Raw genomic sequence first — 25,746 nt, forward strand, 5'->3', positions numbered from 1 at the left:
GGCGACATCAATCCATGAAGACGACGGTCTTGCGGCCGTTGAGGATGACGCGGTCCTCGAGGTGATAGCGGATCGCCCGCGCCAGCACGCGCCGCTCGATGTCGCGGCCCTTGCGCACGAGATCGTCGGGGGTGTCGCGATGGCTGATTCGCTCGACGTCCTGGTCGATGATCGGGCCCTCGTCGAGATCGCGGGTGACGTAATGGGCGGTAGCGCCGATCAGCTTGACGCCGCGCTCATAAGCCTGGTGATAGGGTTTCGCGCCCTTGAAGCCGGGCAGGAAAGAATGATGGATGTTGATGCAGCGGCCGGACAGGCTCGCCGACATCTCGTCCGACAGGATCTGCATGTAGCGCGCGAGCACGACGAGATCGGTCTCGGTCTCCTCGACCAGCTTCAGGATCGCCTGCTCCTGGTCCCGCTTGGTGTCCTTGGTGACGGGCATGTGGTGGAACGGAATGTCGCCGAAATCGAGCCCGGCATAGGTCTCGCGGGGATGGTTGGAGACGATCGCGGTCGGGATCATCGCGAGGTCGCGGGTGCGCCAGCGATAGAGGATGTCGACCAAGCAATGGTCAAACTTGGACACCAGCAGCATCACCCGGCGCTGCCCGGCGCGGTCGCGCATCTGCCAATCCATCGCAAAGCGTTCGGCAATCGCGGCGAATCCGGTCTGCAGCGCCGGCAGGTTGACCGCGAGGTCGGCCGCCGTGAACACCACACGCATGAAGAAATGACCCGTCTCGAAGTCGCCGAACTGCTGGGCGTCGAGAATGTTCTGGCCGTTATGGGCGAGGAAGGTGGAGACGGCCGAGACGATCCCGGGACGATCCGGGCAGGACAGAGTCAGGACATATTGGTGGTCGGACATGGCGTGACGTTACCGGGCGGATGACGAGGGGTGAATGATGCGGCAGGCTTGGCGCCCGTTCGGGCCCTGCTCTATCACCCTCCGCGCGCTTGCGCCAACGCTCGGCCCGTGGGCAGGATGAACAAAACATCAACTCTCAAACTTCGAGCATCGTCATGGCTGACAGGCTGACCGGCAACCGCATCCTGATCCTGGAAACCCGCGAGGAGGCGCAGTTCTCGCGGCTGCTCGCCGAGCAGGGCGCGGACGTGCTGCAATGTCCGATGTTCACGATCGAGGATGCGCCGGACCCGGCGCCGATCGAAGCCTGGATTCGCCGCTGTAACGAACGGCCGTTCGACGATCTCGTGCTGATGACCGGCGAGGGCCTCAGGCGGCTGATGACGGTGGCGCGCCGGATCGGCGTCGAGGCCGAGTTCATCGCCGCGATCGGCAAGGCCCGGACCTTCACCCGCGGCCCCAAGCCGGGGCGCGCCTTGCGCGAGCTGGGCCTGGAGGCGCAGGTCACCACGGAGAAGCCGACCTCGGAAGGCGTGGCCGAACTGCTGGCAGGCTACGACCTCGCGGGCCATCGGCTCGGCCTGCAGCTTTATCCCGACAAGGATCATTCGGCGCTGATCGGTGCGATCAAGGCGGGTGGCGCCGAGGTCGATCCGGTGCTGCCCTATGTCTATGATGCCAAGGCGGCGGATGCGAACATCCTCACCGCGATCGACGAGATGATCGCCGGCAAGGTTGACGCGATCGCGCTGACGAGTTCGGGCCAGCCGCGGCGGCTGTTCGACGTCGCCAGGGCGCACGGCGTCGAGGCACGCCTGCGTGAGGGACTGGCACGCACGCAGATCGCCTCCGTCGGGCCTGTGGTGACGGAGGAGCTGGCTGCGCATGGGCTGACGCCGTCGATCACACCGGCGGGCGAGGCCTATTTCATGAAGCCGCTGATCTCGGCGATGGCCAAGGCGCTGGGTGTGAAAGTGCCGCCAGCGGCGCGTTACTAACAGTGTCGTCCCGGGCTTGCCCCCGGACCTATAGCCACCGATCGCGATGAGGCAGGCAACTACCAGCCCCGTTCCCAGATAGCGTCCGCGGTATGGGTCCCGGCGTTCGCCGGGACGACAGCGGCGGGTTAGGCGGCCGCCTGCCCCGTCTCCTGCAGAAACGCTTGATACGCGCGCGCGATGCCTTCCTTCAGCGACGTCGTCGCGCGCCAGCCGAGCTTCGCCAGGCGCGAGACGTCGAGCAGCTTGCGCGGAGTGCCGTCGGGGCGTGAGGGATCGAAGCTGATCCGTCCCCGATAGCCGACCGTCGCCGCGACCACACGGGCGAAATCGGCAATCGTGATGTCCTCGCCGGTGCCGATGTTGACCAGCCCGGCCTCCGAATAGGTCTTCATCAGGTGCACGCAGGCATCGGCCATGTCGTCGACATAGAGGAATTCGCGCCGCGGCGTTCCCGTGCCCCAGACCACCACCTCCGGCGCATCGGCGAGCCTCGCCTCATGGAAGCGGCGGATCAGCGCCGCAACGACGTGGCTGTACTCGGGATGGTAGTTGTCGCCGGGACCATAGAGATTGGTCGGCATCACGTTGATGAAATCGGCGCCATACTGGCTGCGATAGGCCTCGACCATCTTGATGCCGGCGATCTTGGCGATCGCGTAGGGCTCGTTGGTCGGCTCCAGCGGCCCGGTCAGCATCGAATCCTCGCGCAACGGCTGGGGAGCGAGCTTGGGATAGATGCAGGAGGACCCGAGAAACATCAGCTTCTCGGCGCCGTTCACATGCGCGGCGTGGATGACGTTGGTGGCGATGGCGATGTTCTCGTAGATGAACTCGGCACGCAGCGTGTTGTTGGCGACGATGCCGCCGACCTTCGCCGCGGCGAGGAAAACGGCCTGCGGCCGGGCGCGCGCAAACCATGAGAACACCGCCGCCTGGTCGCGCAGATCGACCTCGCTGCGCGGCACCGTCAGCAGTTCGACGCCTTCGCTCGCCAACCGCCGCACCAGCGCGCTGCCGACCATGCCGCGATGGCCGGCGACGAAGACACGCTTGCCGCGGAGATCAAATGGCGTGGCCACTGCTCGCCTCCCGCCGTGCGGCGCACAGATCGCTGGCGACCATCTCCTTGACCAGTTGGGCGAAGCTCGTCCTTGGTTTCCATCCGAGCTTGTCGCGCGCCTTGCTGCAATCGCCGATCAGGAGGTCGACCTCGGTCGGGCGGAAATAGGTCGGGTCGATCCGCACCACCGCCTTGCCGGATCTCGCGTCGATCCCGGTCTCCTCGACCCCCTCGCCGCGCCATTCGATGCGGCGATCGACCTCGGCGAAGGCGAGCTCGACCAGCTCGCGCACCGAATGGGTCTCGCCGGTCGCCAGCACGAAATCGTCAGGCGTATCGGCCTGCAGGATACGGTGCATGCCCTCGACATAATCGCGCGCATGGCCCCAGTCGCGCTTGGCCTCGAGATTGCCGAGATAGATCGTCTCCTCCAGGCCGGTCTCGATGCGGGCGACGCCGCGGGTGATCTTGCGGGTCACGAAGGTCTCGCCACGGATCGGGCTCTCGTGGTTGAACAGGATGCCGTTGCAGGCGAACATCCCATAGGCCTCGCGATAGTTCACCGTGATCCAGTAGCCGTACAGCTTGGCGCAGCCATAGGGCGAGCGCGGATAGAACGGCGTCGTCTCCCGCTGCGGGATCTCCTGCACCAGGCCGTACAGCTCCGAGGTCGAGGCCTGGTAGAACCGCGTCTGCTTCTCCATGCCGAGAATGCGAATGGCTTCCAACAAGCGCAGAACCCCGAGCGCGTCGGCATTGGCCGTGTATTCCGGACTCTCGAAGCTGACGCCGACATGGCTCTGGGCCGCGAGATTGTAGATCTCGTCGGGGCGGATCTGCTGCACCAGCCGGATCAGGTTGGTGGAATCGGTCATGTCGCCGTAATGCAGCAGGAACGGGACGTTGCCTTCGTGCGGATCCTGGTAGAGATGATCCACCCGCGCGGTATTGAAGGACGATGACCGCCGCTTGATGCCGTGCACAGTGTAGCCAAGGCCGAGCAGATATTCGGCCAGATAGGCGCCGTCCTGGCCCGTGACGCCCGTGATCAGGGCCACGCGGCCGCTGCAATCCTTCCCCGCCATACTCACTCCAACACCGTCGCGCCCCCTCGGGCCGAAGTTCCCGGCGAGCAGTCCACAGCCGAAGCCGCCGGTCAAGCTCGACGGAAAACAAGGCGTTGGATCAATCCCGTATCGGCGCGACGCAAGGCGGGACCTAGTCCCCGTAGCAGCGCAGCCGGTCGAGATCGAGCACGGTCACCCCGCCATATTCGACGCGCAGCAGGCCCTCCCGCTCCAGCGTCTTGAGGCATTGATTGGCGTTCTGCCGGGACAGGCCCGACAGCGCGCCGATCTCCTCCTGGGTGATCTCCAGGTGGCGGGTCGTATTCGGGTAGAGGATCGGATTGAACAGTGACGCGATGCTGCGGGCGAGCCGTGCCGTCGCATCCAGCGTGCGGCCGACCTCGACCAGGCCGATGAACTGGCCGAGCCGCTCGTTGAGCTGGGTGACGAGGAAGCGATTGAAGCCGACGCTGTTCTCGAACAGCCACATGAAGGTCGGCCGCTCCATCAGCGCGACGCGCGTATCGCGCAGCGCCACGACGTCATAGCGGCGCGGCTCGTTCTTCAGCACGCTGCCCTCGCCGAACCAGGCGCCGGCCGACATGCCGGCGAATGTCGTCGCCTTGCCACCGCGCGACACCGTGCTCATGCGCGCCAGACCCGTGACGATCCCGGTCCAGTAGTCGAATTGGTCGCCGCGGACGAAGATGTGTTCGTTGGCCGCAAACGACCGCTCGACGACGCCGGCCGCGGCCGTGTCGATTTCCTCGGGCTTCAAATGGCGGGACCAGGGCGCGATGCGCAGAAGGGTATCGGGAGAGATCAAGCCGTCATCTCGTCTCGTCGAAGCTCGCGGCAACTATATTGCATCGCAACAATCCAGCGGTGAATTTAGCCTGGGAAATGTCAGGCGCAAGACAGTTCCTGATAGCGCTTTCCCCTATCGAGGACCACCGCCTTCGACTCGCGCCTCGGATGAGGTGCATCCGAGATGCGGCAAAATGCGCCCGCCCGGGTGGCCCGTCATTCGTCGGATGGCGCGGAACCGATGCCCGGGATAGGATTGCAGCCGACGCGACGAGCTCAACGTCGCGCGACACGATGCCTTGAAGAGCGCGCCAAGCGCCCAAGACAATTCGGGAGGACGACTTGGACTATACGTTGGAAGCGCGCGGAGTGTCGCTGCGTTTCGGTGGGGTGCGGGCCCTGACCGACGTCAGCTTCGGCGTGCGCGAGGGCGAGTTGTTCTCGATCATCGGCCCGAACGGTGCCGGCAAGACCTCGATCGTCAACTGCATCTCCGGCCGCTACAAGCCGACCGAGGGCCGCCTGTTCCATCGCGGCCGCGACATCACCGGCCTGCCGCCGAGCGCGCGCGCAAATATCGGCATCGGCCGCACCTTCCAGAACCTCGCCCTCTTCCACCACATGAGCGTGCTCGACAACATCATGGTCGGGCGCCATCACCTCTTGAAGAACAACTTCCTCACCGGCTCTCTGTATTGGCTCACCGGCGCGCGGCGCGAGGAGCTGAAGCACCGCGAGAAGGTCGAGCAGATCATCGACTTCCTCGACCTGCAGTCGGTGCGCAAGGCGCCGGCCGGCACGCTCTCCTATGGCCTGCGCAAGCGCGTCGAGCTCGCCCGAGCGATGGCGCTGGAGCCGCATCTCATTCTCCTCGACGAGCCGATGGCCGGCATGAACTTCGAGGAGAAGGAGGACATGGCGCGCTACATCGTCGACCTCAACGAGGAATACGGCATGACCGTCGTGATGATCGAGCACGACATGGGCGTGGTGATGGACATTTCCCACCGCGTCATGGTGCTGGATTTCGGCCGCAAGATCGCCGAGGGCGACCCGGCCGCGGTGCTCGCCGATCCCCACGTCAAGCGCGCCTATCTCGGCGAGGAGGACGAACTGCTGGTCGATCCCGACGAGGCGCCGTCCATCGCGGAGGACGCGGCATGATGGACTATGCGGGTCGCGTCCGGCAGGCCGACACCTATCCGAAGCTGCTACGGCTGAACGCGAAAGAGCACGGGACGGAGATCGCGCTGCGCGAAAAGGATCTCGGGCTGTGGCGCACCTTCACCTGGGCCGACTACCAGGCGCGCGTGCGCGATTTCACGCTCGGCATGGTCGAGCTTGGGCTCGGCAAGGATGCCGTGATCGGAATCATCGGCGACAACCGGCCCGACTGGGTCGCGGCGGAGATCGCAACGCATGCGATCCGAGGCTACAGCCTCGGGCTCTATCGCGATGTGCTCGACGACGAGGCCGCCTACCTGCTCAATTACGGCGAGGCTCGGTTGGTGTTCGCCGAGGATGAGGAGCAGGTCGACAAGCTGCTCAACCTCGCCGAGCGCGTGCCGGCGCTCGAGCATATCGTCTATTCCGATCCGCGCGGCATGCGGAAGTATGACGATCCCAGGCTGATGCCGGCGGACAAGCTCGCTGAGCTCGGCCGCAATCGGGCGGCGCGCGAGCCGGATCTGTACGACCGCATGGTCGATGCGACCGTCGGCGACGACGTCGCCATTCTCTGCACCACCTCGGGCACGACCTCGCATCCGAAGCTCGCGATGCTCTCGGCCGCGCGCGTGCTCAAGCACTGCGCGACCTATCTCGCGTTCGATCCGAAGGGGCCGGAGGACGAATACGTTTCGGTGCTGCCGCTGCCCTGGATCATGGAACAGGTCTACGTGCTCGGCAAAGGACTGCTCTGCCGGATGAAGGTCAACTTCGTCGAAGAGCCCGACACGATGATGAACGACTTCCGCGAGATCGCGCCGACCTTCGTGCTGTTTGCACCAAGGGTGTGGGAGCAGATCGCGGCCGACGTCCGTGCCGCCGTCATGGACGCCTCGCCGCTGAAGCAGCGGCTCTACCATCTGGGCATGTCGACCGGCCTTGCGGCCCTGGAAAAGGGCCGGCATTCGAGCCTTGCCGACATGCTGCTGTTCCGTGCGCTGCGCGACCGGCTCGGCTTCACCCGGCTGCGCTCGGCTGCCACCGGCGGTGCCGCGCTCGGGCCCGATACGTTCAAGTTCTTTCGCGCCATGGGCGTGCCGCTGCGCACGCTCTACGGCCAGACCGAGCTGCTCGGGGCCTACACGCTGCATCCGGACGACAAGGTCGATCCCGACACGACCGGCGTGCCGATGGCTGACGACATCGAGATCAGGATCGACCAGCCCGACAGCCAGGGCATCGGCGAGATCCTGGTACGCCACCCGAACATGTTCCTGGGCTACTACAAGGCCCCGGAAGCCTCGACCGCCGACGTCAAGGACGGCTGGATGCATTCGGGCGACGCCGGCTATTTCAACGACGCGAAGCAGCTCGTCGTCATCGACCGCATCAAGGACCTCGCCGAGACCGCGCGCGGCGAGCGCTTCTCACCGCAATATATCGAGAACAAGCTGAAGTTCTCACCCTATATCGCCGAGGCCGTCGTGCTCGGCGCCGGCCGCGAGCACCTCGCCGCGATGATCTGCATCCGCTATTCGATCATCTCGAAATGGGCCGAGAAGAACCGCATCGCTTTCACCACCTATTCCGATCTCGCCTCGCGCAACGAGGTCTATGCGCTGCTGCAGAAGGAGGTCGAGACCGTCAATGCCCACCTGCCGCCGGCGCAGCGCATCTCCCGCTTCCTGCTGCTGTACAAGGAACTCGATGCCGACGACGGCGAGCTCACACGTACGCGCAAGGTGCGCCGCAGCGTCATCAACGAGAAGTACGCCGATATCATCGACGGCATCTATGGCGGCAAGCCGGCGATCCCCGTCGACACGGTCATCCGCTTCCAGGACGGCACCACCCAGCGCATCCGCACCACGCTGAAGGTGGTGGACCTGGACAGCCACGGCCCCATGGCGGAGGCCGCAGAGTGATGTGCTTATCGTCATATTCGGTCATCCTGCGCGGGCTTGACCCGCGCATCCATCTTCTTGCGAGAGCGATGGATCGCCGGGTCGAGCCCGGCGATGACGAGCAGCGGCTTGAGCCGCAGCGAAGGTTACTGCGCATGACTGCGCCCTCTCCCCTTGTGGGAGAGGGCATCTCGGCCGGTCAACGCAAACGCGGTCGGGTGAGGGGTCCCTCTCCTCTCGCTCGCCCGCGGAGAGAGCCCCTCACCCGGCTGCGCTGCGCGCAGCCACCCTCTCCCACAAGGGGAGAGGGTAAGAGCCACGCCGGCTCGGCACACCCAATCGTCATGCGCGGGCTTGCCCCGCGCATCCATCCTCTTCCGACAAAGCTGGATCGCCGGGTCAAGCCCGGCGATGACGAGCGAGAACGATCATGAACACCGCCTTCCTCATCCAGCTCCTGGTCAACGGCCTCGTCGTCGGAACGCTCTATGGCGTGGTCGCGATGTCGTTCGTGCTGATCTACAAGGCGACCCAGGTCGTCAATTTCGCGCAAGGCGAGCTGCTCCTGATCGGCGCCTGGGTGTGCTGGGCATTGCTGACGAAATATCAGGTGCCGTTCTGGGTCGGCATGCCGCTGACGCTGGTCTTCATGTTCGCGTTCGGCATCGCGATCCAGGTTGTGATCCTCCGGCCGATGATCGGCGAGCCCATCATCTCCGTCATCATGGTCACGATCGGCCTGTCGACCGTGTTCCAGGCGGCGCTGAAATGGATGTTTGGCGTCAATCCGCAGCCGTTCCCGCCAGTGTTCGCCAGCACGTCCGTCGACCTGTTCGGACTGCAGATCCAGACGGTCTACGTCATGAGCCTCGTCGTGTCGCTGCTGATGATGCTCGGCATGGCCTGGTTCTTCAAGGCCTCCAAATATGGCCTTGCGATGCGCGCCACCGCCTTCAACCAGCAGGTCGCGCAATCGCTCGGCATCTCCGTCAAGAGCGTGTTCGCGATGGCCTGGGCGATCTCGGCGACCGTCTCCGCCGTGGCCGGCGTGGTCGTCGCCGTCGTCAACGGCGTGTCCTCGGGATTGTCGGCCTACGGCATCAAGGTGTTTCCGGCGGCGATCCTCGGAGGCCTCGACTCGGTCGGCGGTGCCGTGCTCGGCGGCATCATCATCGGCCTCCTGGAGAACATCGCGCAATATGTCGACAGCCAGTATCTGCACTGGGGCAATCTGTACGAGATCGCGCCGTTCTACGTCCTGATCATCATCCTGATGATCAAGCCCTACGGCCTGTTCGGCACCAAAGACATCGAGCGGATCTGAACCATGGTCGCACGTTCCACGATACCCGCCGGTGACTTCCGCACCTCCTACGCGGCCGACACCACGATCTTCCCGACCAGGACCAGCCGCAATTTCGCGATCGCCGGTGTCATCCTGCTGTGCTTCGCGCCGCAGGTGTTCTCCGAATACTGGCTGTCGGTTTCGATCCAGATCGGCATCTTCGCGATCGCGGCCCTCGGGCTGAACATCCTGGTCGGCTTCACCGGCCAGATCTCGATCGGCCAGGCCGGCTTCTTCCTGCTCGGCGCCTTCACCTCGGCCTACATCAACAACGCCTATGCCATCCCGGTGTTCTTCGCGATCCCGCTCGCCGGCGTGATCACGGCCCTCGTTGGTCTGGTCTTCGGCCTTCCGGCGGCACGGCTGAAGGGGCTCTATCTCGTCATCGCCACCCTCGCTGCGCAATACATCCTGCTCGACTTCTTCTCGCGCGCCGAATGGTTTTCCGGCGGTTCGGTGCCGGCTTCGGCCAATCCGTTCTCGATTCTGGGCTACACGCTGCGCGGCGACCGGCAATATTTCTACGTCGTGCTCGCTTACGTGCTGGTCTGCTATCTCCTGGTCACCAACCTGATGCGCACCCGCGACGGCCGCGCGCTGATCGCGATCCGCGACCATTATCTCTCTGCCGAGATCATGGGCATCAACCTGACCAAGTATCGCACGCTGTCATTCGGCCTCGCGGCGTTCTTCGCCGGCATTGCCGGCGCCCTCTACGCGCACTACCAGCTGGTGATCTCGCAGGAGGGTTTCGGCATCGAGCGCTCGATCCTGTTCCTTGCCATGATCATCATCGGCGGTACCGGCTCGATCATGGGCACGCTGATGGGGACCGCCTTCGTCGTTCTGCTGCCGGAATCGATGGAGTGGCTCAGCCATCTCCTCAAGGGCGGCGCGATCGACAAGGCGCTCGCGCTCAACAACAACATCACCTTTCTGCGCGAGATCGCGATCGGCCTGATCATCATCGGCTTCCTGATGTTCGAGCCCGACGGGCTCGCGCATCGCTGGCGCCAGATCAAGACCTATTGGAAGCTCTATCCGTTCTCACATTGATTCCAACCAACAGGGACCGGCGGCAATCCGGCCCGAACCCACCACAGGAGGAAGCACTATGACGATCAAATCATGGCTCGGCTCGGCGGCACTGGCGCTCTTGGCGGGCGCATTCGCCCCGTCGGCGCAGGCGCAGCAGATCGCGATCGGCCATCTGCAGGATCTCTCAGGCGGCACGTCCGACGTCGGCACGCCCTACGGCCAGGGCGTCGCGGACACCTTCGCCTGGGTCAACAAGAACGGCGGCATCGGCGGCAAGCAGCTCGCAGTCGACAGCAACGATTATGGCTACCAGGTGCCGCGCGCGATCGCGTTGTACAAGAAGTGGTCGGCACCGGACAACAAGGTCGCGGCGATCATGGGCTGGGGCACCGCCGACACCGAGGCGTTGACCGGCTTCCTCGCCAACGACAAGATCCCGGACATGTCCGGCTCCTACGCCGCCGCGCTGACCGATCCGGAAGGCACCAGCGGCAAGGCGAAGCCGGCGCCGTACAACTTCTTCTACGGCCCGAGCTACTCGGATGCGCTGCGCGCCGAGCTGACCTGGGCGGCCGAGGACTGGAAGGCCAAGGGCAAGCCGGGCAAGCCGAAATTCGTCCACATGGGCGCCAACCACCCCTACCCCAACGCGCCGAAGGCGGCCGGCGAGGCGCTCGCCACCGAGCTCGGCTTCGAGGTGCTGCCGCCGCTGGTGTTCGCGCTGGCGCCGGGCGACTACAGCGCGCAGTGCCTGAGCCTGAAGAGCTCCGGCGCCAACTACGCCTATCTCGGCAACACCGCGGCTTCCAACATCTCGGTGATGAAGGCCTGCAAGAATGCCGGCGTCGACGTGCAGTTCCTGTCCAACGTCTGGGGCATGGACGAGAACGCCGCCAAGACCGCGGGCGCTGCCGCCGACGGCGTGATCTTCCCGCTGCGCACCTCGGTGGCCTGGGGTGGCGATGCGCCGGGCATGAAGACGGTGCAGGAGATCTCGAAGATGTCCGACCCGACCGGCAAGGTCTACCGCCCGGTGCACTACGTCGCCGCGGTCTGCTCCTCGCTCTACATGAAGGAGGCGATCGAGTGGGCTGCGAAGAACGGCGGTGCCACCGGCGAGAACGTTGCCAAGGGCTTCTATCAGAAGAAAGATTGGGTGCCGGCCGGGATGGAGGGCGTCTGCAGCCCGTCGACCTGGACGGACAAGGACCACCGCGGCACCATGAAGGTCGACCTCTATCGCGCCCGCGTGACGGGTCCGACCGATGGCGACCTCAACGACCTCATGGCCAAGGGCGTGATCAAGCTCGAGAAGGTCAAGACCATCGAGCTGCCGCGCAAGGCGGAATGGGCTGGTTGGTAAGTTGATCGGCGACGGTTGAGTGAACTCAGCAGTCGCCCCACACACGATCGTCATCCCCGCGAAAGCGGGGATCCAGTACGCCGCGGCTCATCGATCAAGCATCGGCGTCTCTGGAATACTGGGTCCCCCGCCTGCGCGGGGGACGACAGCGGTGGACAGCCACAATGACCGAAACACTCGACACTCCGCGAACCGGCGCAGCCAGCGCGACAGCAGCCCCCCTGCTCTCCGTCCGCAACATCGAGGTCGTCTATGACGACGTCATCCTGGTGCTGCGCGGGCTCAGCCTCGATGTGCCCAAGGGCGCGATCGTCGCGCTGCTCGGCGCCAACGGCGCCGGCAAGTCGACGACGCTAAAGGCGATCTCCGGCCTGTTGAAGACCGAGGACGGCGAGGTCACGCGCGGCGAGATCATGTTCGACGGCGCGCGCATCGACGGCATCGATCCGGAGAAGATCGTTCGCCGCGGCATCTTCCAGGTCATGGAGGGGCGCCGCATCGTCTCCGACATGACGTCGCTGGAGAACCTCAAGCTCGGCGCCTTCACGCGATCCGATCGCGAGGTCGCAAGCGACATCGAGATGGTGTTCAACTATTTCCCGCGGCTGAAGGAGCGCACCGGCCTCGCCGGCTATCTCTCCGGCGGCGAGCAGCAGATGCTGGCGATCGGGCGCGCGCTGATGGCGCGGCCGAAGATGATCCTGATGGACGAGCCGTCGATGGGACTGTCGCCGCTATTGGTCAAGGAAGTGTTCGCGATCATCAAGGAGATCAACCGCGATCTCGGCGTCACCATCCTGCTGGTCGAACAGAACGCGCGCGCGGCGCTGTCGGTGGCCAGCCACGGCTACATCATGGAGCAGGGAAAGGTGGTGCTCGACGGCACCGCCGAGAGCTTGCGCGACAACGAGGACGTCAAGGAATTCTACCTCGGCGGCGCCGGCGACCAGCGCAAGAGCTTCAAGAACCTGAAGAGCTTCAAACGGCGGAAGCGGTGGCTGTGAACGTCACACTCCGTCATTCCGGGGCGCGCGGCACGCGCGAACCCGGAATCTCGAGATTTCCGAGTTCGGTCCAGTGCGCCAAATGGCTTCGCCAGTTCGCGCAGCGAACCGTCCCGGAATGACGTGCCAGGACACGAGCAATGACCACCTACTACGACGCCCTCGAAACCCGTGATCCCGCAGCCCGCGAGCAGGAGCTGTTCGCCCGCCTGCCCGACGTGCTGCGTGCGGCGATGACGGCGCCGGCGTATGCGGCGCTGCTGCAGGGCATCGATCCCGGAGAAATCACGACCCGCGCCGCGCTGGCGCAGCTGCCGGTGCTGCGCAAATCCGAACTGCCTGCCCTGCACAAAGCGGCCCCGCCGTTTGGCGGCTTCGTCGCGCAGGCGCCCGGCGCGTTCTCGCGCCTGTTCACATCGCCCGGACCGATCTTCGAGCCGGAGGCAGCGCACAACGATCCCTGGCGCGGCGCCCGCGCGCTGTTCGCGTCGGGCTTGCGCAGTGGCGACGTCGTGCTCAACACCTTCAGCTATCATCTGACGCCGGGCGGCTTCATCTTCGATGCCTCGGCGCGCGCGCTCGGTTGCGCTGTCATTCCGGCGGGACCAGGGAACACCGAGGCGCAGTTCGAGCTGATCGAGGCCTATCGCCCGATCGGCTACAGCGGCACGCCCGACTTCCTCAAGATCCTGCTCGATGCCGCCGCCAGCGCCGGTCGCGACGTCTCCTCGCTCAAGCGCGCGCTGGTGTCGGGCGCGGCGTTCCCGCCGTCGCTGCAGGCCGAGATCAAGGCGCGCGGCATCGATGCCTATCAGGCGTTCGGCACCGCCGATCTCGGCATCATCGCCTATGAGACCGCAGCGCGCGACGGCATGGTCGTCAACGAGGACCTGATCTTCGAGATCGTCCGCCCCGGCACCGGCGATCCGGTGGCGCCAGGCGATGTCGGCGAGATCGTCGTGACCTCGCTCGATCCCCACCATCCCTGGATTCGCCTCGCCCTCGGCGACCTCACCGCCGCTCTGCCCGGCATCAGCGCCTGCGGCCGCACCAACATGCGCATCAAGGGCTGGATGGGCCGCGCCGACCAGACCACCAAGATCAAGGGCATGTTCGTGCGCCCCGAGCAGGTCGCCGAGATCGGCAAGCGCCATCCCGAGATCGGCCGCCTTCGTCTGGTCGTCACCCGCGCCGGCGAGACCGATGCGATGACGTTGAAGGCCGAATGCGCATCGCCGGCAGACAGCCTCTCCGAGGCCGTGACCGCCAGCCTGCGCAGCGTCACCAAGCTCGGCGGCAACGTTGAGATCGTCGCGCCGGGCACGCTGCCGAACGACGGCAAGGTGATCGCCGACGAGCGCTGAGGTCCTGCAACCGAGGCGAAGCCCTGCGGCGACGGCATGAGCCGCGCCCTGCGCACGTCCCATGCGCAATTGTCGCCTCACGCGCGCTCTCCTATACAGCCATGTCACGTTCCCTGGAGTTCGTCCGCATGGCCTTCCCGCGCGCGTCCAAAGCCCTGTCCCGCTTCACCGTGCTCGATCTGACACGGGTGCGCGCCGGCCCGACCTGCGCCCGGCAGTTCGCCGATTGGGGCGCCAATGTCATCAAGATCGACGCCATGATGGAGGACGGCGGCGAGGCGCTCGGCGGCCCGCGCCGCGGGTCCGACTTCCAGAACCTGCATCGCAACAAGCGCGCGATGACGCTCAACCTGAAGGACCCGAAGGGCGTCGACGTGTTCATGCGGCTCGCCAAGCAGGCCGACGTCGTGATCGAGAACTATCGTCCCGACGTGAAGACCAAGCTCCGCATCGACTACGAGGCGGTGCGCAAGGTCAATCCGCGCATTGTCTATGGCAGCATCTCCGGCTTCGGCCAGGACGGCCCCTATGCCAAGCGGCCTGGCTTCGATCAGATCGCGCAAGGAATGGGCGGGCTGATGTCGATCACCGGCGCGCCCGGCGAGGGGCCGATGCGCGCGGGCATCCCGATCGCCGATCTCTCCGCGGGCCTGTCCTGCGCGATGGGCATTCTCACCGCGCTGCTCGAGCGCGAGGTCTCCGGCGAAGGCCAGTGGGTCCAGACCTCGCTGTTGCAGGCGCAGATCTTCATGCTCGACTTCCAGGCCGCGCGCTGGCTGATGGAGAAGGACGTCGCGCCTCAGGCCGGCAACAACCATCCGACCAGCATCCCCACCGGCGTGTTCAAGACCTCCGACGGCTACATCAACATCGCCGCGACCGGCGGGCGGATCTGGGAGCGGCTGTGCCAGACGCTCGGCGCGCCCGAATGGATCGACAATCCGGACTACGCGACCGCGCCGGCGCGCTCGAAGAACCGCGACGCGCTCAACGCCGAGATCAACGCGCGCACGCTGGCAAAGACGAGCGAGCAATGGGTTGCCGAGCTCAACGCCGCTGGGGTGCCGTGCGGCCCGATCTATGCCATCGATCAGATGTTCGCAGACCCGCAGGTCCAGCATCTCGGCATGGCGCAGCAGATCGCCAGCGACGACGGCCGCGACATCACGCTGGTGGCGCAGCCCTTCACCTTGTCGCGGACGCCGAGCCGGATGGCGGCGCGGCCGCCGGAATTCGGTGAGCAGACCGAGGAGATCCTCTCCGAGTTCGGCTTTACCGACGGCGAGATCGCCGATCTCCGGCTGCATCGCGTCGTGTGAGCAAGTGCAATATGACCAAGCTGCGGCATCCCGCCGCTGTGGCCCAGATGTCACCACGTTGGAACTTCGACCTGGGCGGGATTGAGGCCAGAGCGAGACCGCGTTAACCTCTTCTCATCAGTTGATCGCGGACCCCCGGGGCCCGCGGGCTTGAGGAGTAGCGGGTCATGAGCGCATCGGAATTGAACGAGTTTCTGTCGGCGATGGATATCGTCCGCGACGTCAACGCCGCCGCTCTGAATCACGACGGCGCGCTGCCCTTCGATGAGACGATGCTGGACAACGAGTCCGACTGGTACCACATGCCGCTCGCGGAGAAGGCCAACTGAGGCTGGCCTGCCTCAGGTTTGCGCGCTCGCTGACCTGCATCACCTTTGCTCGAAGCCTTCGTTCCGAAAGCCGGACGGAGGCTTTTTCCTTTCGAGGGTGACGGGATGAGCTGCGAACCCTGATCCACCGAATGCAAAAAAAAGCCCGACGCACGCGCCGGGCAAGGTGATCGTCTCGGGAGGAAACATCAGGGCGCGATGACCAGAGATCAGGCACCGCGCGTGAGCAGCACGACGTCTGCCCATGAATGAAGCCTACCACTGTGCTGCCTAAAATGCTGTCATCGCAAAGACACAACCTCTGGAGAAGCGCGGAAGCGATTCGAACAACGGTCCGTCGCTGCCGATCCGGCCTCTCGTAAACGTGTCGGCGGTGCCACAGTCCGATTACGATCTGCACTGCCGCTCAATTCACCCAAAAAGTCACAATTCCCGCCCCCGCAAATTTGCGTGCTTTGGACGACGGCCTGCGTCCGTCGATCGGCACCGGCCTGATATCGAGTCGCGCGAAGGGCTGAAGTGCTGATCCCAGGCAGATTGAAGAACGAGACATCGGCCGATTCACTCCGACGTACTCAGTTGCGTTGGCTGGCAGCGACGACAGCGCTACTCACCGTCATGCTCGCCAGCCCAGTCCTCGCCCAGGCGACGAGTGGCGGCGACGGCGGCGCAGCGACTGGGAATGGCGGCACGAGTTCGGCCACTGGTTCGGGCGGCGATGGCGGTGCCGGAGCCAACATTGCGCAAGGAGGCGGCGGCGGCGGCGCGGGTGTGAACGGCGGCAACGGCGGAGGTGACAGCACGGGCCAGACCCTGGGGGGCCAAGGCGGCATCGGCGCGGGCGAGCGGGGACATGCCGGCGAAAGCGGCAGCGGGAGCACCGGCGGCGGCGGTGGCGGTGGTGGCGCTCATGGCGCGGTGGTCATCACGAACGACGTCAATTCGACAACCGTAACCGGCGGCAATGGCGGACGGGGCGGCTCGACCAGCCTCAGCTTCGGAGCCGGCGGCGGTGGAGCGGGCGGCTACGGGGTGGTCGTGGATGGCAGCGGCCTGACGTACACGAACGTTGGGGTGATCACTGCTGGTGGCGGCGGTCCCGGCGGCGTCGCCAACGGCACTGGTCGTGGAGGCGACGGCGGCGATGGTGGTTACGGCATCTATCTGACCGGCACCAGTATCCTGGTCAATTCTGGCGCGATTTTCGGTGGCGTAGGCGGCGATGGCGGCAACACCGCCAACAGCATCCAATTCCACGCCGGTGGCGATGGCGGCAATGGCGGTGCAGGCGCGGTCTTCGCAGCCGGTGGAACCTTGATCAACTCCGGGAGCATCAGCGGTGGCGCTTCAGGAAACAAGGGCGTTGGCCCAAATGCGAACGACGGCGACTACCGTCCGGCCGGGGCCGGCGTCACCGGCGCCAATCTCACCATCATCAACAGCGGCACGATCTCGGCCGGGTTCAATACCGGCGGCGTCGCCGTGACCAGCGCCAACGCAATCACCTTCACCGGCGGCAGCAACACGCTGGAGATCTGGGCGAGCTCGATCATCAACGGCAACGTGGTCGGCACCGGCAGCGACACCTTCCGGCTCGGCGGCGCTGTGAACGGCACCTTCGACGCGTCCACGATCGGCGCCTCGGCGCAGTATCAAGGCTTCTCGAGCTTCGTGAAGACTGGCACGAGCACCTGGACGTTGACCGGCACCACGACCGCCGTCACGCCCTGGGCCATCAACCAGGGTGCGCTCGCGGTCTCCTCCGACGCCAGCCTCGGCGCGGCCTCCGGCGGGCTCTCGTTCGGCGGCGGCACGTTGCAATATCTCGCGGGCTTCAGCTCCAGCCGCAACATCACGCTCAATGCCGGCGGCGGCAGCTTCGACACCAACGGCAACAACGCCACGCTCAGCGGCACGATCACCGGCAGCGGCGGACTGACCAAGCTCGGCGCGGGCACCCTGACGCTGACCGGGACGACCACTTTTGCCGGCGACACCGTCATCAGCGGCGGCACCCTGCGGACCGGTGCGTCCGGCGTTCTCTCGGTCGCCAGCAGCTACATGATCGCGAGCGGTGCGACGCTCGACATCGATGGCACGGGCCAGACCATCGGCGGACTTGGCGGCAGCGGCAGCGTCCTCCTCGGAACCAACGGGTCGCTGGCGATCGGCGACAATGGCGGCGCCGCCGTGTTCTCGGGCACGATCTCGGGCAGTGGCACCTTCGTCAAGAGCGGCCCGGGCGTGCTCACACTCGGCGGCACCAACACCTACACCGGGGCGACCATCGTCGATGGCGGCACGCTGCGCGCCGGCGCGGCCGGCGCCTTCGCCCCCTCGAGCTCCATCGAGGTCGACAATGGCGGCACTCTCGATCTCAACGGCTTCAATCAGACGATCGCCTCGCTGACGGGCGGCGGCGCCGTGCTGCTCGGCGCGGGCACGCTGACGTCAGGCGGCGACAACGCCAGCACGAGCTACACCGGCACGATCTCCGGCAGCGGCGGCTTCACCAAGGTCGGCACCGGCACGATGCGGTTCGACGGGCCGACCAGCTACACCGGCGCGACCACGATCGGCGCCGGCACCTTGCAGGCCGGCGCCTCCGGCGTGCTCGGCTCGGCCAGCGCGTTCATGATCGCGCCGGGTGCGACGCTCGATCTCAACGGTTTTGATCAGTCCATCGGCTCGCTCGCCGGCGGCGGCAGCGTGCTGCTCGGCGCGGGCACGCTGACGTCCGGCGGCAACAACGGCAGCACGACCTTCTCCGGCACGGTCTCCGGCAGCGGCGGCTTCACCAAGACCGGCAACGGCCGGATGACGCTCACTGGCACCAGCAGCTACACGGGTGCGACCATCATCAACGGCGGCGTGCTCGACGTCGAGGGCGCGATCACCAACACGTCCGGTGTGACCGTCAACGCCGGCGGCACGCTGATGGGCGCGGGCCTGGTCGATCCACCCATGACCGTCGGCATCAACGATGGCGGCACGCTGGCGCCCGGCAACGGCACCGCGGGGTCGTCGATGACCATCGTCGGCAACCTCGCCTTCCAGTCCGGCGCGTTCTATCTGGTGCAGCTCGATCCGACGACGGCCACGTTCGTGAGCGTGACCGGATCGGCCACGCTCGGCGGCGCGACCGTCAAGGCCGAGTTCGACGCCGGCGGCTATGTCGACAAGCGCTACACCATTCTGACGACGAGCGGCGGCATTACGGGCAGCTTCGGCTCGGTGGTGAAGACCAACCTGCCCTCCGGCTTCAAGACCAGCCTGAGCTACGACGCTAACAACGTCTATCTCGATCTGATCCTCGCCTTCGCCCTGCCCGGCGGACTGAACGGCAATCAGAAGGCGGTCGGCGATTCGCTGTCGGCCTTCTTCGATCGCAGCGGCGACATTCCAGTCGTGTTCGGCAAGCTCAATCAAGCCGGGCTCACACAGGCGTCGGGTGAGAGCGCGACCGGGAGCCAGCAGACGACGTTCAACGCGATGAGCCAGTTCGCGGGCCTGCTGACCGATCCGTTCGCACAGCGTGCTGGCGGCGGTACCGGCGGTGGCAGCGCGAGCAGCTACGCGGACCCCACGCGCAAGCGCACCAATGCCTTTGCGATGCTGACCGACGACAGGCCGGCGGACTTCGCGCAGCGCTGGAATGTCTGGGCGGCCGGCTTCGGCGGCTCACAATCGACCAGCGGCAATGCGGGCGTCGGCTCTAGCGACACCAGCAGCCGCATCGCCGGCACCGCTGTCGGCGCCGATTACCGGATCGCGCCGCAGACCATTGCAGGCTTCGCGCTCGGCGGCGGCGGCACCAACTTCAGCGTCGGCGGCCTCGGCTCCGGCCGTTCCGACCTGTTCCAAGCCGGCGCCTATCTGCATCATCATATCGGCCCGAGCTATCTCAGAGCCGCCCTGGCCTATGGCTGGCAGGACGTCACCACCGACCGTGCCGTCACCATCGCCGGCGCCGACCGGCTGCGCGCGACCTATCAGGCCCACGCCTGGACCGGCCGCATCGAGGGCGGCACCCGCTTCCTTGCGCCGGTCGGCGGCATCGGATTGACGCCGTACGCAGCGGCGCAGGTCACGAGCCTGCGGCTGCCCGGTTACGTCGAGCAAGCCGTCGCCGGGGCCTCGACGTTCGCGCTGAGCTACAACGGCAAGACGGTCGCTGATACGCGCACTGAGCTCGGCCTGCGGACTGACAAGTCCTACGCCTTGAGCGATGGCACACTCACCCTGCGCGGCCGACTCGCCTGGGCGCACGACTTCAATCCCGATCGTTCAGTCGCCGCGACCTTCCAGACGCTGCCGGGCGCGAGCTTCGTCGTGAACGGCGCAGCGCAGGCGCGCGATTCCGCGCTAGCGACCACATCGGTCGAGATGAATTGGCTGAACGGCTGGAGCGCAATGGCCACATTGGAGAGCGAGCTCTCGAACGTCACGCGCTCCTATGCAGGCAAAGGGACCGTGCGCTACGCGTGGTGAGAGCTGGCGCGGCGCTCACCTCTCCCGCGGCCATCCTTCGAGACGCCCGCCAAGGGGCGGGCCCCTCAGGACGAGGTCTGAATCCGCGGCGCGATCAAGATCCTCTCCATGAATACGCGGTCGGCGTGTTCATGGCCTCGTGTAAGGCGGCCGCTCGGTCCCTAGCCCGTCATGGTGAGGAGCGCCGCGCCCAGACCAACGAAAACGGCAACGGTCGAGCGCGGCGCGTCTCGAACCATGAGGCCCAATACGTCGCGGCCAGCTTGCCCTACGCCTCGGCCTTCGCCGCAGGCGCGCTGGACTTGCCGAAGCTCGCAACCAGTCGGTCGATCAGCGGCCAGAACAGCAGCACGATCGCCAGCGTCGTGATGGTGCCCACGAGGCCATTCGCCCAGAACACCTTCATGTTGCCGCCGGAGATGATCATCGACTGCCGGAACGCGTCCTCGGCGCGGCTGCCGAGCACCAGCGCCAGGGTGAACGGCGCCAGCGGAATCTTGATCTTCTTGAAGACGTAGCCGACGACGCCGAAGCCGAGCATCAGCCAGACGTCGAACATCGCGTTCTGGATCGCATAGGCGCCGATCGCGCAGGACACCACGATCATCGGCGCCACCGCGGCGAACGGCACGCGCAGGATCGAGGCGAAGATCGGCACGGTCGACAGCACCAGCACGAGGCCGACGACGTTGCCGAGATACATCGAGGCGATCAGGCCCCAGACGAAATCCTTGTGCTCGACGAACAGCAGCGGGCCGGGATTGAGGCCCCACACCATCAGGCCGCCGAGCAGGATCGCCGCGGTGCCGGAGCCGGGGATGCCGAGCGCCAGCATCGGCAGCAGCGCCGCGGTGCCCGAGGCATGCGCCGCGGTCTCGGGCGCGAACACGCCCTCGATGCGGCCCTTGCCGAAGCTGTCCTGGTCCTTGGAGAAGCGCTTGGCGAGGTTGTAGCCCATGAAGGAGGCCGCAATCGCGCCGCCCGGCGTGATGCCGAGCCAGCAGCCGATCACTGAGGAACGCAGCAGCGTCATCCAGTATTTCGGCAGGTCCTTCCAGACGGCGAGCACCGTGCGCAAGGAGATCGCGGCGGCGTGACCGCGCAGCGCCAGGCGTTCCTCCATCGTCAGCAGGATCTCGCTGATGCCGAACAGGCCGATGACCGCGACCAGGAAGTTGATGCCGCGCAACAGATCGGTCGAGCCAAAGGTCATCCGCAACTGACCGGACACGGTGTCCATGCCGACGCCGGCAAGCAGCAGACCGAGCGCCATCGCAATGACCGTCTTGTGCTTGTCCTCGCGTCCCAGGCCCACGAACGAGCAAAAGGTCAGGAGATACACGGCGAAGAATTCAGGCGGACCGAACTTCAGCGCAAACGACGAGATCCAGGGTGCCAGGAAGGTGATCAGCATCACCGCGACCAGCGAGCCGATGAACGACGAGGTGAAGGCGGCGGTCAGCGCTTCCGCTGCTTTGCCCTGCTGCGCCATGGGATAGCCGTCGAAAGTGGTCGCCACCGACCACGCCTCGCCGGGAATGTTGAACAGGATCGAGGTGATGGCGCCGCCGAACAGCGCGCCCCAGTAGATGCAGGACAGCATCACGATGGCCGAGGTCGGGTCCATCGAGAAGGTCAGCGGCAGCAGGATGGCGACGCCGTTGGGGCCGCCCAGCCCGGGCAGCACGCCGACGAAGACGCCGAGCACCAGCCCGACCATCATCAAGAGCAGCGTCTTCCAGGTCAGGAGGACCGCGAACCCGTGCAGCAGCAGACCCAAGGCTTCCATGATTCCATTCCAGCTATTTTGCCGTCATTGCGAGCGCAGCGAAGCAATCCAGAGTCGAATGCGCAGCCCTGGATTGCTTCGTCGCTTCGCTCCTCGCAATGACGGGGAGAGACCGGTATCAGTACCCGAACGCCGCTTCGAGCGGGCCCTTCGGCATGATCACGTCGAACACGACGTCGAACGTCACGAACATCACGGCGCTGAACAGGAACGCCGTGAGCAGCGATTTCCAGATCGCGATCTTGCCGACGAGGCGCATGAACCCGGCGATGAGCAGGAAGCTCGCGACATAGATGCCGAGGAACTGCATCGCGATGCAGAACAACAAGGTCGGCACGAACACGGCCATCACGCGGCGCAGTTGCGCGCGCGTCACGAAGGTCTCGACTGCTTCCTTGCTCGACAGGAAGGCGGCGCCGATCCCGTAAAGGCTGGCGCCGCCGAGGATCACCGACAGATAGAACGGAAAGTAGCCGGGCTCCGGACCGGTCGAGTCCCAGGACGCACCGGTCCGCCAATTGTCCCAGGCGAGCACGACCGCGAGCGCGAGCAGCAGCAGCGACACCGCGACGTCGACGGTCCCGGTGGAGGTGACGGCCGGAGAATTCTCCTCCGGCGCGGTCGGATCGTCGACGGCAATCTCGAGCTCAGCGTTGGACATCGATCCTCCTCATCCCCTCGCCCCGTCCAGCCTTACTTGGCGACGAAGCCCGCTTCCGTCATCAGCTGCTTGTTGAGCGAGCCATCCTCTTCGAGGAACTGCAGCATGTCCTTGCCAGTGAGGAAGATCGGCTTCAGCGCCTGCTTCTCCATGTAGTCCTTGTACTCCGATGTCTGCACCAGCTTGCTGAACAGGTCGATGTAGAACTCCTGCTGTTCCTGCGTCACCTTGCCCGGCAGGAACATGCCGCGCAGCATCAGGTACTGCACGTCGAGCCCCTGCTCCTTGCAGGTCGGAATGTCGTTCCAGGACTGCGTTTCGGTGACCTTCGTCGTGTAGGAGATGCGCTCCTTGTCGAATACGCACAGCGGACGCACCTGGCCGGCGCGCCAGACTTCGAGATTTTCCGACGGATTGTTGACGTTGGATTCGGTGTGACCGCCGACCAGCTGGGTCGCGGCCTCGCCCCCCGACTTGTAAGGCAGATAGGAGAACTTGGCGCCGGTCTTCTTCTCCATGAAGACGGTCAGCACGTGGTCCTCTCGCTTGGAGCCGGTACCGCCCATCTTGAACGGCGAGGCCGACGTCTTGGCGGCATCGATGAACTCCTTCACCGTCTTTGGGCCGTTGACGTTGTCCCACAGCACGAACTGGTCGAGTGCGATCACCGCAACCGGCGACAGCTCGTGCCAGTCGAACGGCAGCTTGGCCGACAGCGGCAGCATGTAGATCAGCGAATAGGCGATCAGGATCTTGTTCGGATCGCCGTCGCTGGACTTCATGTACATCAGGGCTTCGGCGCCCGACGCGCCGCCCTTCAGCGACACGACAACCGGCTGCTTCAGAAGATTGTTCTTCTGAATGGCAGCCTGCATCATCCGCGCCATCTGGTCGGATGCACCGCCGGCGCCCGCGGCGACGACGATCTCGACCGGCTTGGTCGGCTCCCAGCCGGCAAAGGCCGGAGCGCTTGTGAAAATGGCCGCCGTCGCGGCCGCGATCTTGATCAGTTTGCGCACGTGTTTTCTTCCCCGTTCGAAACGCCAGCTTGCATCCTACCAGGATACTGCTGGCTTATTGTGGTCAGTTCAAGAACACAAGCACGATGCGGCCTCATGTTCCTCGGCATAAGGTCGCAAGCACGGCATCGGACTACTTGCCTTTCCAGTTCGGCGTCCGCTTGTTGAGGAACGCCTCCATGCCCTCGCGGAAATCCTCACTCATATAGGCGCGCAGGATCAGATCCTCGCCCTCGTCCCGCGACAGGGTCCGGCGGATGCGGCGCACCGCCTCCTTGGTCACCTCGAGGGTGATCGGCGCGTGCGAGGCGATGAGCTTCGCGGTCTCCAGCGCGCGTGTCTGCAGCGTCTCGACGTCGGGCACGATCTCGTTGAGCAGACCGAGCGCCAGCGCCTCGGGCGCCTCGACCAGCCGCGCCTTGAAGATGAGATCCTTGGTGCGCGCAGGCCCAATCAGCGAGACCACGCGCGAAATGTTCGACATCGACAGGCAGTTGCCGAGCGTACGCGCGATCGGAAAACCGATGCGCGTGGTCTCTGTGCCGATACGGATGTCGCAGCAGGCGGCGATGCCGGCGCCGCCGCCGGTGCAGGCGCCCGCGATCGCCGCAATCACCGGCACACGGCACAGTTCCAGCGTGCCGAGCACGCGGTCGATCCGCGCCTCATAGTCGAGCGCATCCTGCGCGGTCTTGAAGGCGCGGAACTGTGAAATGTCGGTGCCGGAAGCGAAGGCCTTGTCGCCGGCCCCGGTCAGGATCAGCGCCTTGATCGACCGATCGCCATTTATGGCCTCGCAGATCGAGGCCATCTGGTCGTACATCGCGAACGTCATCGCGTTGCGCGCCTGCGGCCGGTTGAAGGTGATCTTGGCGATGCCGTCGTCGACGGCATAGATGAGATCGTCGGAGCCGGTCACAGGCGCGGTCATCAGGCCACCTTCGGAATCGGCGCGGCCTCGCGCGCCTTGAGAACATCCATCGCCGCAAGCACGCCCCCGGCACGATGCGGCACGTTGGCGAGCGCCAGGCCCATCTCGACGCCGGAGAGCGTGCCCATCAGCATCAGGTCGTTGAAATGACCGATATGGCCGATGCGGAAGACCTTGCCCTTGATCTTGTTGAGGCCGGTGCCGAGCGACATGTCGAAGTTTTCCAGTACCGTCTTGCGGAACTGATCGGCATCATGGCCGTCGGGCATGACGACGCCGGTCAGCGCCGGCGAATGCGCCTGCGGATCGGCGCATTGCGTGTCGAGGCCCCACGCCTTCACAGCGGCGCGCGTCGCAAGGCTGTGGCGGCGGTGGCGGGCGAACACGTTCTCGTGGCCCTCCTCCTCCAGCATCTTCAGCGCCTCGTTGAGGCCCATCAGCAGATTGCAGGCCGGCGTATAGGGAAAGGTGCCGAGCTTGTTGAAGGTGATGATCTCCTGCCAGTCCCAGTAGGAGCGCATGCCGGGATTGGCCTTGGCGGCGGCGAGCGCCTTCTCCGAGACGGCGTTGAAGCCGAGGCCCGGCGGCAGCATCAGGCCCTTCTGCGAGCCCGCGACGGAGACGTCGATGCCCCACGCGTCGTGCTCATACTCCATCGAGCCGAGGCCGGAGATGGTGTCGACCATCAGGAGCGCCGGGTGGCCGGACCGGTCGAGGGCCTTGCGCACCTCGAGCGGCGGCGTCAGGCAGCCGGTCGAGGTCTCATTGTGCACGACGCAAACGGCCTTGATCTTGTGCGCCTTGTCGTCGACCAGACGCTGCTCGATCGCCGCGATGTCGGCGCCATGACGCCAGTCGCCGGGGATGAAGTCGACGTCGAGCTTGAACTTGTCGGCGATGCCCCGCCACAGCACAGCGAACTGGCCGGTCTCAACCATCAGCACCTTGTCGCCGGGCGCGAGCGTGTTGACGATCGCGGCTTCCCACGCGCCGGTTCCCGACGACGGATAGATGATCACCGGCTGCTTGGTGCGGAAGATGCGCTGGCTGGCCGCCAGCACCGCGAAGCCGAGCTCGGCGAACTCAGGACCGCGATGGTCCAAGGTCGGCATGTCCATCGCGCGCAGCACGCGGTCGGGTACGTTGGTCGGCCCCGGAATCTGAAGAAAATGCCGTCCCGTGTGCACAGTCATTGGCGTCCATCCCCGGTCATTTG

20 protein-coding genes are annotated in these 25,746 nt (G+C 65.6%); 11 read left to right on the forward strand and 9 right to left on the reverse strand.

Annotation, left to right across the window (positions count from 1 at the left end):
* Positions 1-7: 7 nt before the first annotated feature.
* Positions 8-871 carry a formyltetrahydrofolate deformylase gene (purU, locus tag ACQR2C_RS00185; protein WP_315803550.1) on the reverse strand — a complete coding sequence of 288 codons (864 nt, stop codon included), beginning with the start codon at positions 869-871 and terminating at the stop codon, positions 8-10.
* Positions 872-1,026: 155 nt separating this feature from the next.
* Between purU and ACQR2C_RS00190 the strand changes: the two genes are divergently transcribed.
* On the forward strand, positions 1,027-1,869 hold the full coding sequence (locus ACQR2C_RS00190; protein ID WP_434880182.1) for a uroporphyrinogen-III synthase: 843 nt from the start codon (positions 1,027-1,029) through the stop codon (positions 1,867-1,869).
* A 128-nt stretch (positions 1,870-1,997) separates the two neighbouring features.
* Here ACQR2C_RS00190 and fcl read toward each other — a convergent pair whose 3' ends face one another.
* The 3 genes from fcl to ACQR2C_RS00205 all read right to left on the reverse strand — a co-directional run bounded on the left by fcl (position 1,998) and on the right by ACQR2C_RS00205 (position 4,825).
* The gene (gene fcl / locus ACQR2C_RS00195; RefSeq protein WP_434880183.1) at positions 1,998-2,951 is read right to left on the reverse strand and encodes a GDP-L-fucose synthase; all 954 of its coding nucleotides are present in this window, start codon (positions 2,949-2,951) and stop codon (positions 1,998-2,000) included.
* Positions 2,935-3,990, reverse strand: a complete 1,056-nt coding sequence (gmd, locus tag ACQR2C_RS00200) for a GDP-mannose 4,6-dehydratase (protein ID WP_409997946.1) — start codon at positions 3,988-3,990, stop codon at positions 2,935-2,937. Before gmd ends, fcl begins: the two co-directional genes overlap by 17 nt.
* 160 nt (positions 3,991-4,150) lie before the next feature.
* A complete protein-coding gene (locus ACQR2C_RS00205; protein WP_315803554.1) occupies positions 4,151-4,825 on the reverse strand; it encodes a Crp/Fnr family transcriptional regulator in 675 nt (224 codons plus the stop codon).
* A gap of 323 nt (positions 4,826-5,148) precedes the next feature.
* Here ACQR2C_RS00205 and ACQR2C_RS00210 point away from each other — a divergent pair, with 323 nt between their 5' ends.
* From ACQR2C_RS00210 to ACQR2C_RS00255, 10 genes are all read left to right on the forward strand, one after another.
* Positions 5,149-5,970: an ABC transporter ATP-binding protein gene (locus tag ACQR2C_RS00210; protein ID WP_315803555.1), complete on the forward strand. Its 822-nt coding sequence runs from the start codon at positions 5,149-5,151 to the stop codon at positions 5,968-5,970.
* On the forward strand, positions 5,967-7,898 hold the full coding sequence (locus ACQR2C_RS00215; RefSeq protein WP_434880184.1) for a long-chain fatty acid--CoA ligase: 1,932 nt from the start codon (positions 5,967-5,969) through the stop codon (positions 7,896-7,898). The genes ACQR2C_RS00210 and ACQR2C_RS00215 overlap by 4 nt, the downstream gene beginning before the upstream one ends.
* A 409-nt stretch (positions 7,899-8,307) precedes the next feature.
* Positions 8,308-9,201 carry a branched-chain amino acid ABC transporter permease gene (locus ACQR2C_RS00220; RefSeq protein ID WP_315803557.1) on the forward strand — a complete coding sequence of 298 codons (894 nt, stop codon included), beginning with the start codon at positions 8,308-8,310 and terminating at the stop codon, positions 9,199-9,201.
* A gap of 3 nt (positions 9,202-9,204) precedes the next feature.
* Entirely contained in the window at positions 9,205-10,278 is a 1,074-nt protein-coding gene (locus ACQR2C_RS00225; RefSeq protein ID WP_315803558.1) for a branched-chain amino acid ABC transporter permease, read from the forward strand.
* Between the two features lie 58 nt (positions 10,279-10,336).
* Positions 10,337-11,623, forward strand: a complete 1,287-nt coding sequence (locus ACQR2C_RS00230) for an ABC transporter substrate-binding protein (RefSeq protein ID WP_315803559.1) — start codon at positions 10,337-10,339, stop codon at positions 11,621-11,623.
* Between the two features lie 164 nt (positions 11,624-11,787).
* Positions 11,788-12,627: an ABC transporter ATP-binding protein gene (locus ACQR2C_RS00235; RefSeq protein WP_315803560.1), complete on the forward strand. Its 840-nt coding sequence runs from the start codon at positions 11,788-11,790 to the stop codon at positions 12,625-12,627.
* Between the two features lie 140 nt (positions 12,628-12,767).
* Complete coding sequence (locus ACQR2C_RS00240; RefSeq protein WP_434880185.1) at positions 12,768-13,991, forward strand: phenylacetate--CoA ligase family protein; 1,224 nt, start codon at positions 12,768-12,770, stop codon at positions 13,989-13,991.
* Positions 13,992-14,119: 128 nt separating this feature from the next.
* Positions 14,120-15,310 (forward strand): CaiB/BaiF CoA transferase family protein, encoded by a 1,191-nt coding sequence (locus tag ACQR2C_RS00245; RefSeq protein WP_434880186.1) that lies wholly within the window; start codon positions 14,120-14,122, stop codon positions 15,308-15,310.
* A gap of 167 nt (positions 15,311-15,477) precedes the next feature.
* Positions 15,478-15,639, forward strand: a complete 162-nt coding sequence (locus tag ACQR2C_RS00250; protein WP_316216911.1) for a hypothetical protein — start codon at positions 15,478-15,480, stop codon at positions 15,637-15,639.
* Positions 15,640-16,257: 618 nt separating this feature from the next.
* On the forward strand, positions 16,258-20,130 hold the full coding sequence (locus tag ACQR2C_RS00255) for an autotransporter domain-containing protein (RefSeq protein ID WP_434880187.1): 3,873 nt from the start codon (positions 16,258-16,260) through the stop codon (positions 20,128-20,130).
* Positions 20,131-20,398: 268 nt separating this feature from the next.
* Here the strand turns inward: ACQR2C_RS00255 and ACQR2C_RS00260 are convergent, their stop codons facing one another.
* The 5 genes from ACQR2C_RS00260 to ACQR2C_RS00280 form a co-directional block, all read right to left on the reverse strand.
* Positions 20,399-21,919, reverse strand: coding sequence for a tripartite tricarboxylate transporter permease (locus ACQR2C_RS00260; protein ID WP_434880188.1), 1,521 nt, complete (start codon positions 21,917-21,919; stop codon positions 20,399-20,401).
* A 118-nt stretch (positions 21,920-22,037) separates the two neighbouring features.
* The gene (locus ACQR2C_RS00265; RefSeq protein WP_315803566.1) at positions 22,038-22,580 is read right to left on the reverse strand and encodes a tripartite tricarboxylate transporter TctB family protein; all 543 of its coding nucleotides are present in this window, start codon (positions 22,578-22,580) and stop codon (positions 22,038-22,040) included.
* Between the two features lie 32 nt (positions 22,581-22,612).
* Entirely contained in the window at positions 22,613-23,599 is a 987-nt protein-coding gene (locus ACQR2C_RS00270) for a Bug family tripartite tricarboxylate transporter substrate binding protein (protein WP_315803567.1), read from the reverse strand.
* A 133-nt stretch (positions 23,600-23,732) separates the two neighbouring features.
* Positions 23,733-24,530, reverse strand: coding sequence for an enoyl-CoA hydratase/isomerase family protein (locus ACQR2C_RS00275; protein WP_315803568.1), 798 nt, complete (start codon positions 24,528-24,530; stop codon positions 23,733-23,735).
* Complete coding sequence (locus ACQR2C_RS00280) at positions 24,530-25,723, reverse strand: pyridoxal-phosphate-dependent aminotransferase family protein (RefSeq protein ID WP_315803569.1); 1,194 nt, start codon at positions 25,721-25,723, stop codon at positions 24,530-24,532. Before ACQR2C_RS00280 ends, ACQR2C_RS00275 begins: the two co-directional genes overlap by 1 nt.
* Positions 25,724-25,746: the final 23 nt, after the last annotated feature.

It is taken from the genome of Bradyrhizobium sp. HKCCYLRH3061, assembly GCF_051168015.1.
Lineage (GTDB): Bacteria > Pseudomonadota > Alphaproteobacteria > Rhizobiales > Xanthobacteraceae > Bradyrhizobium.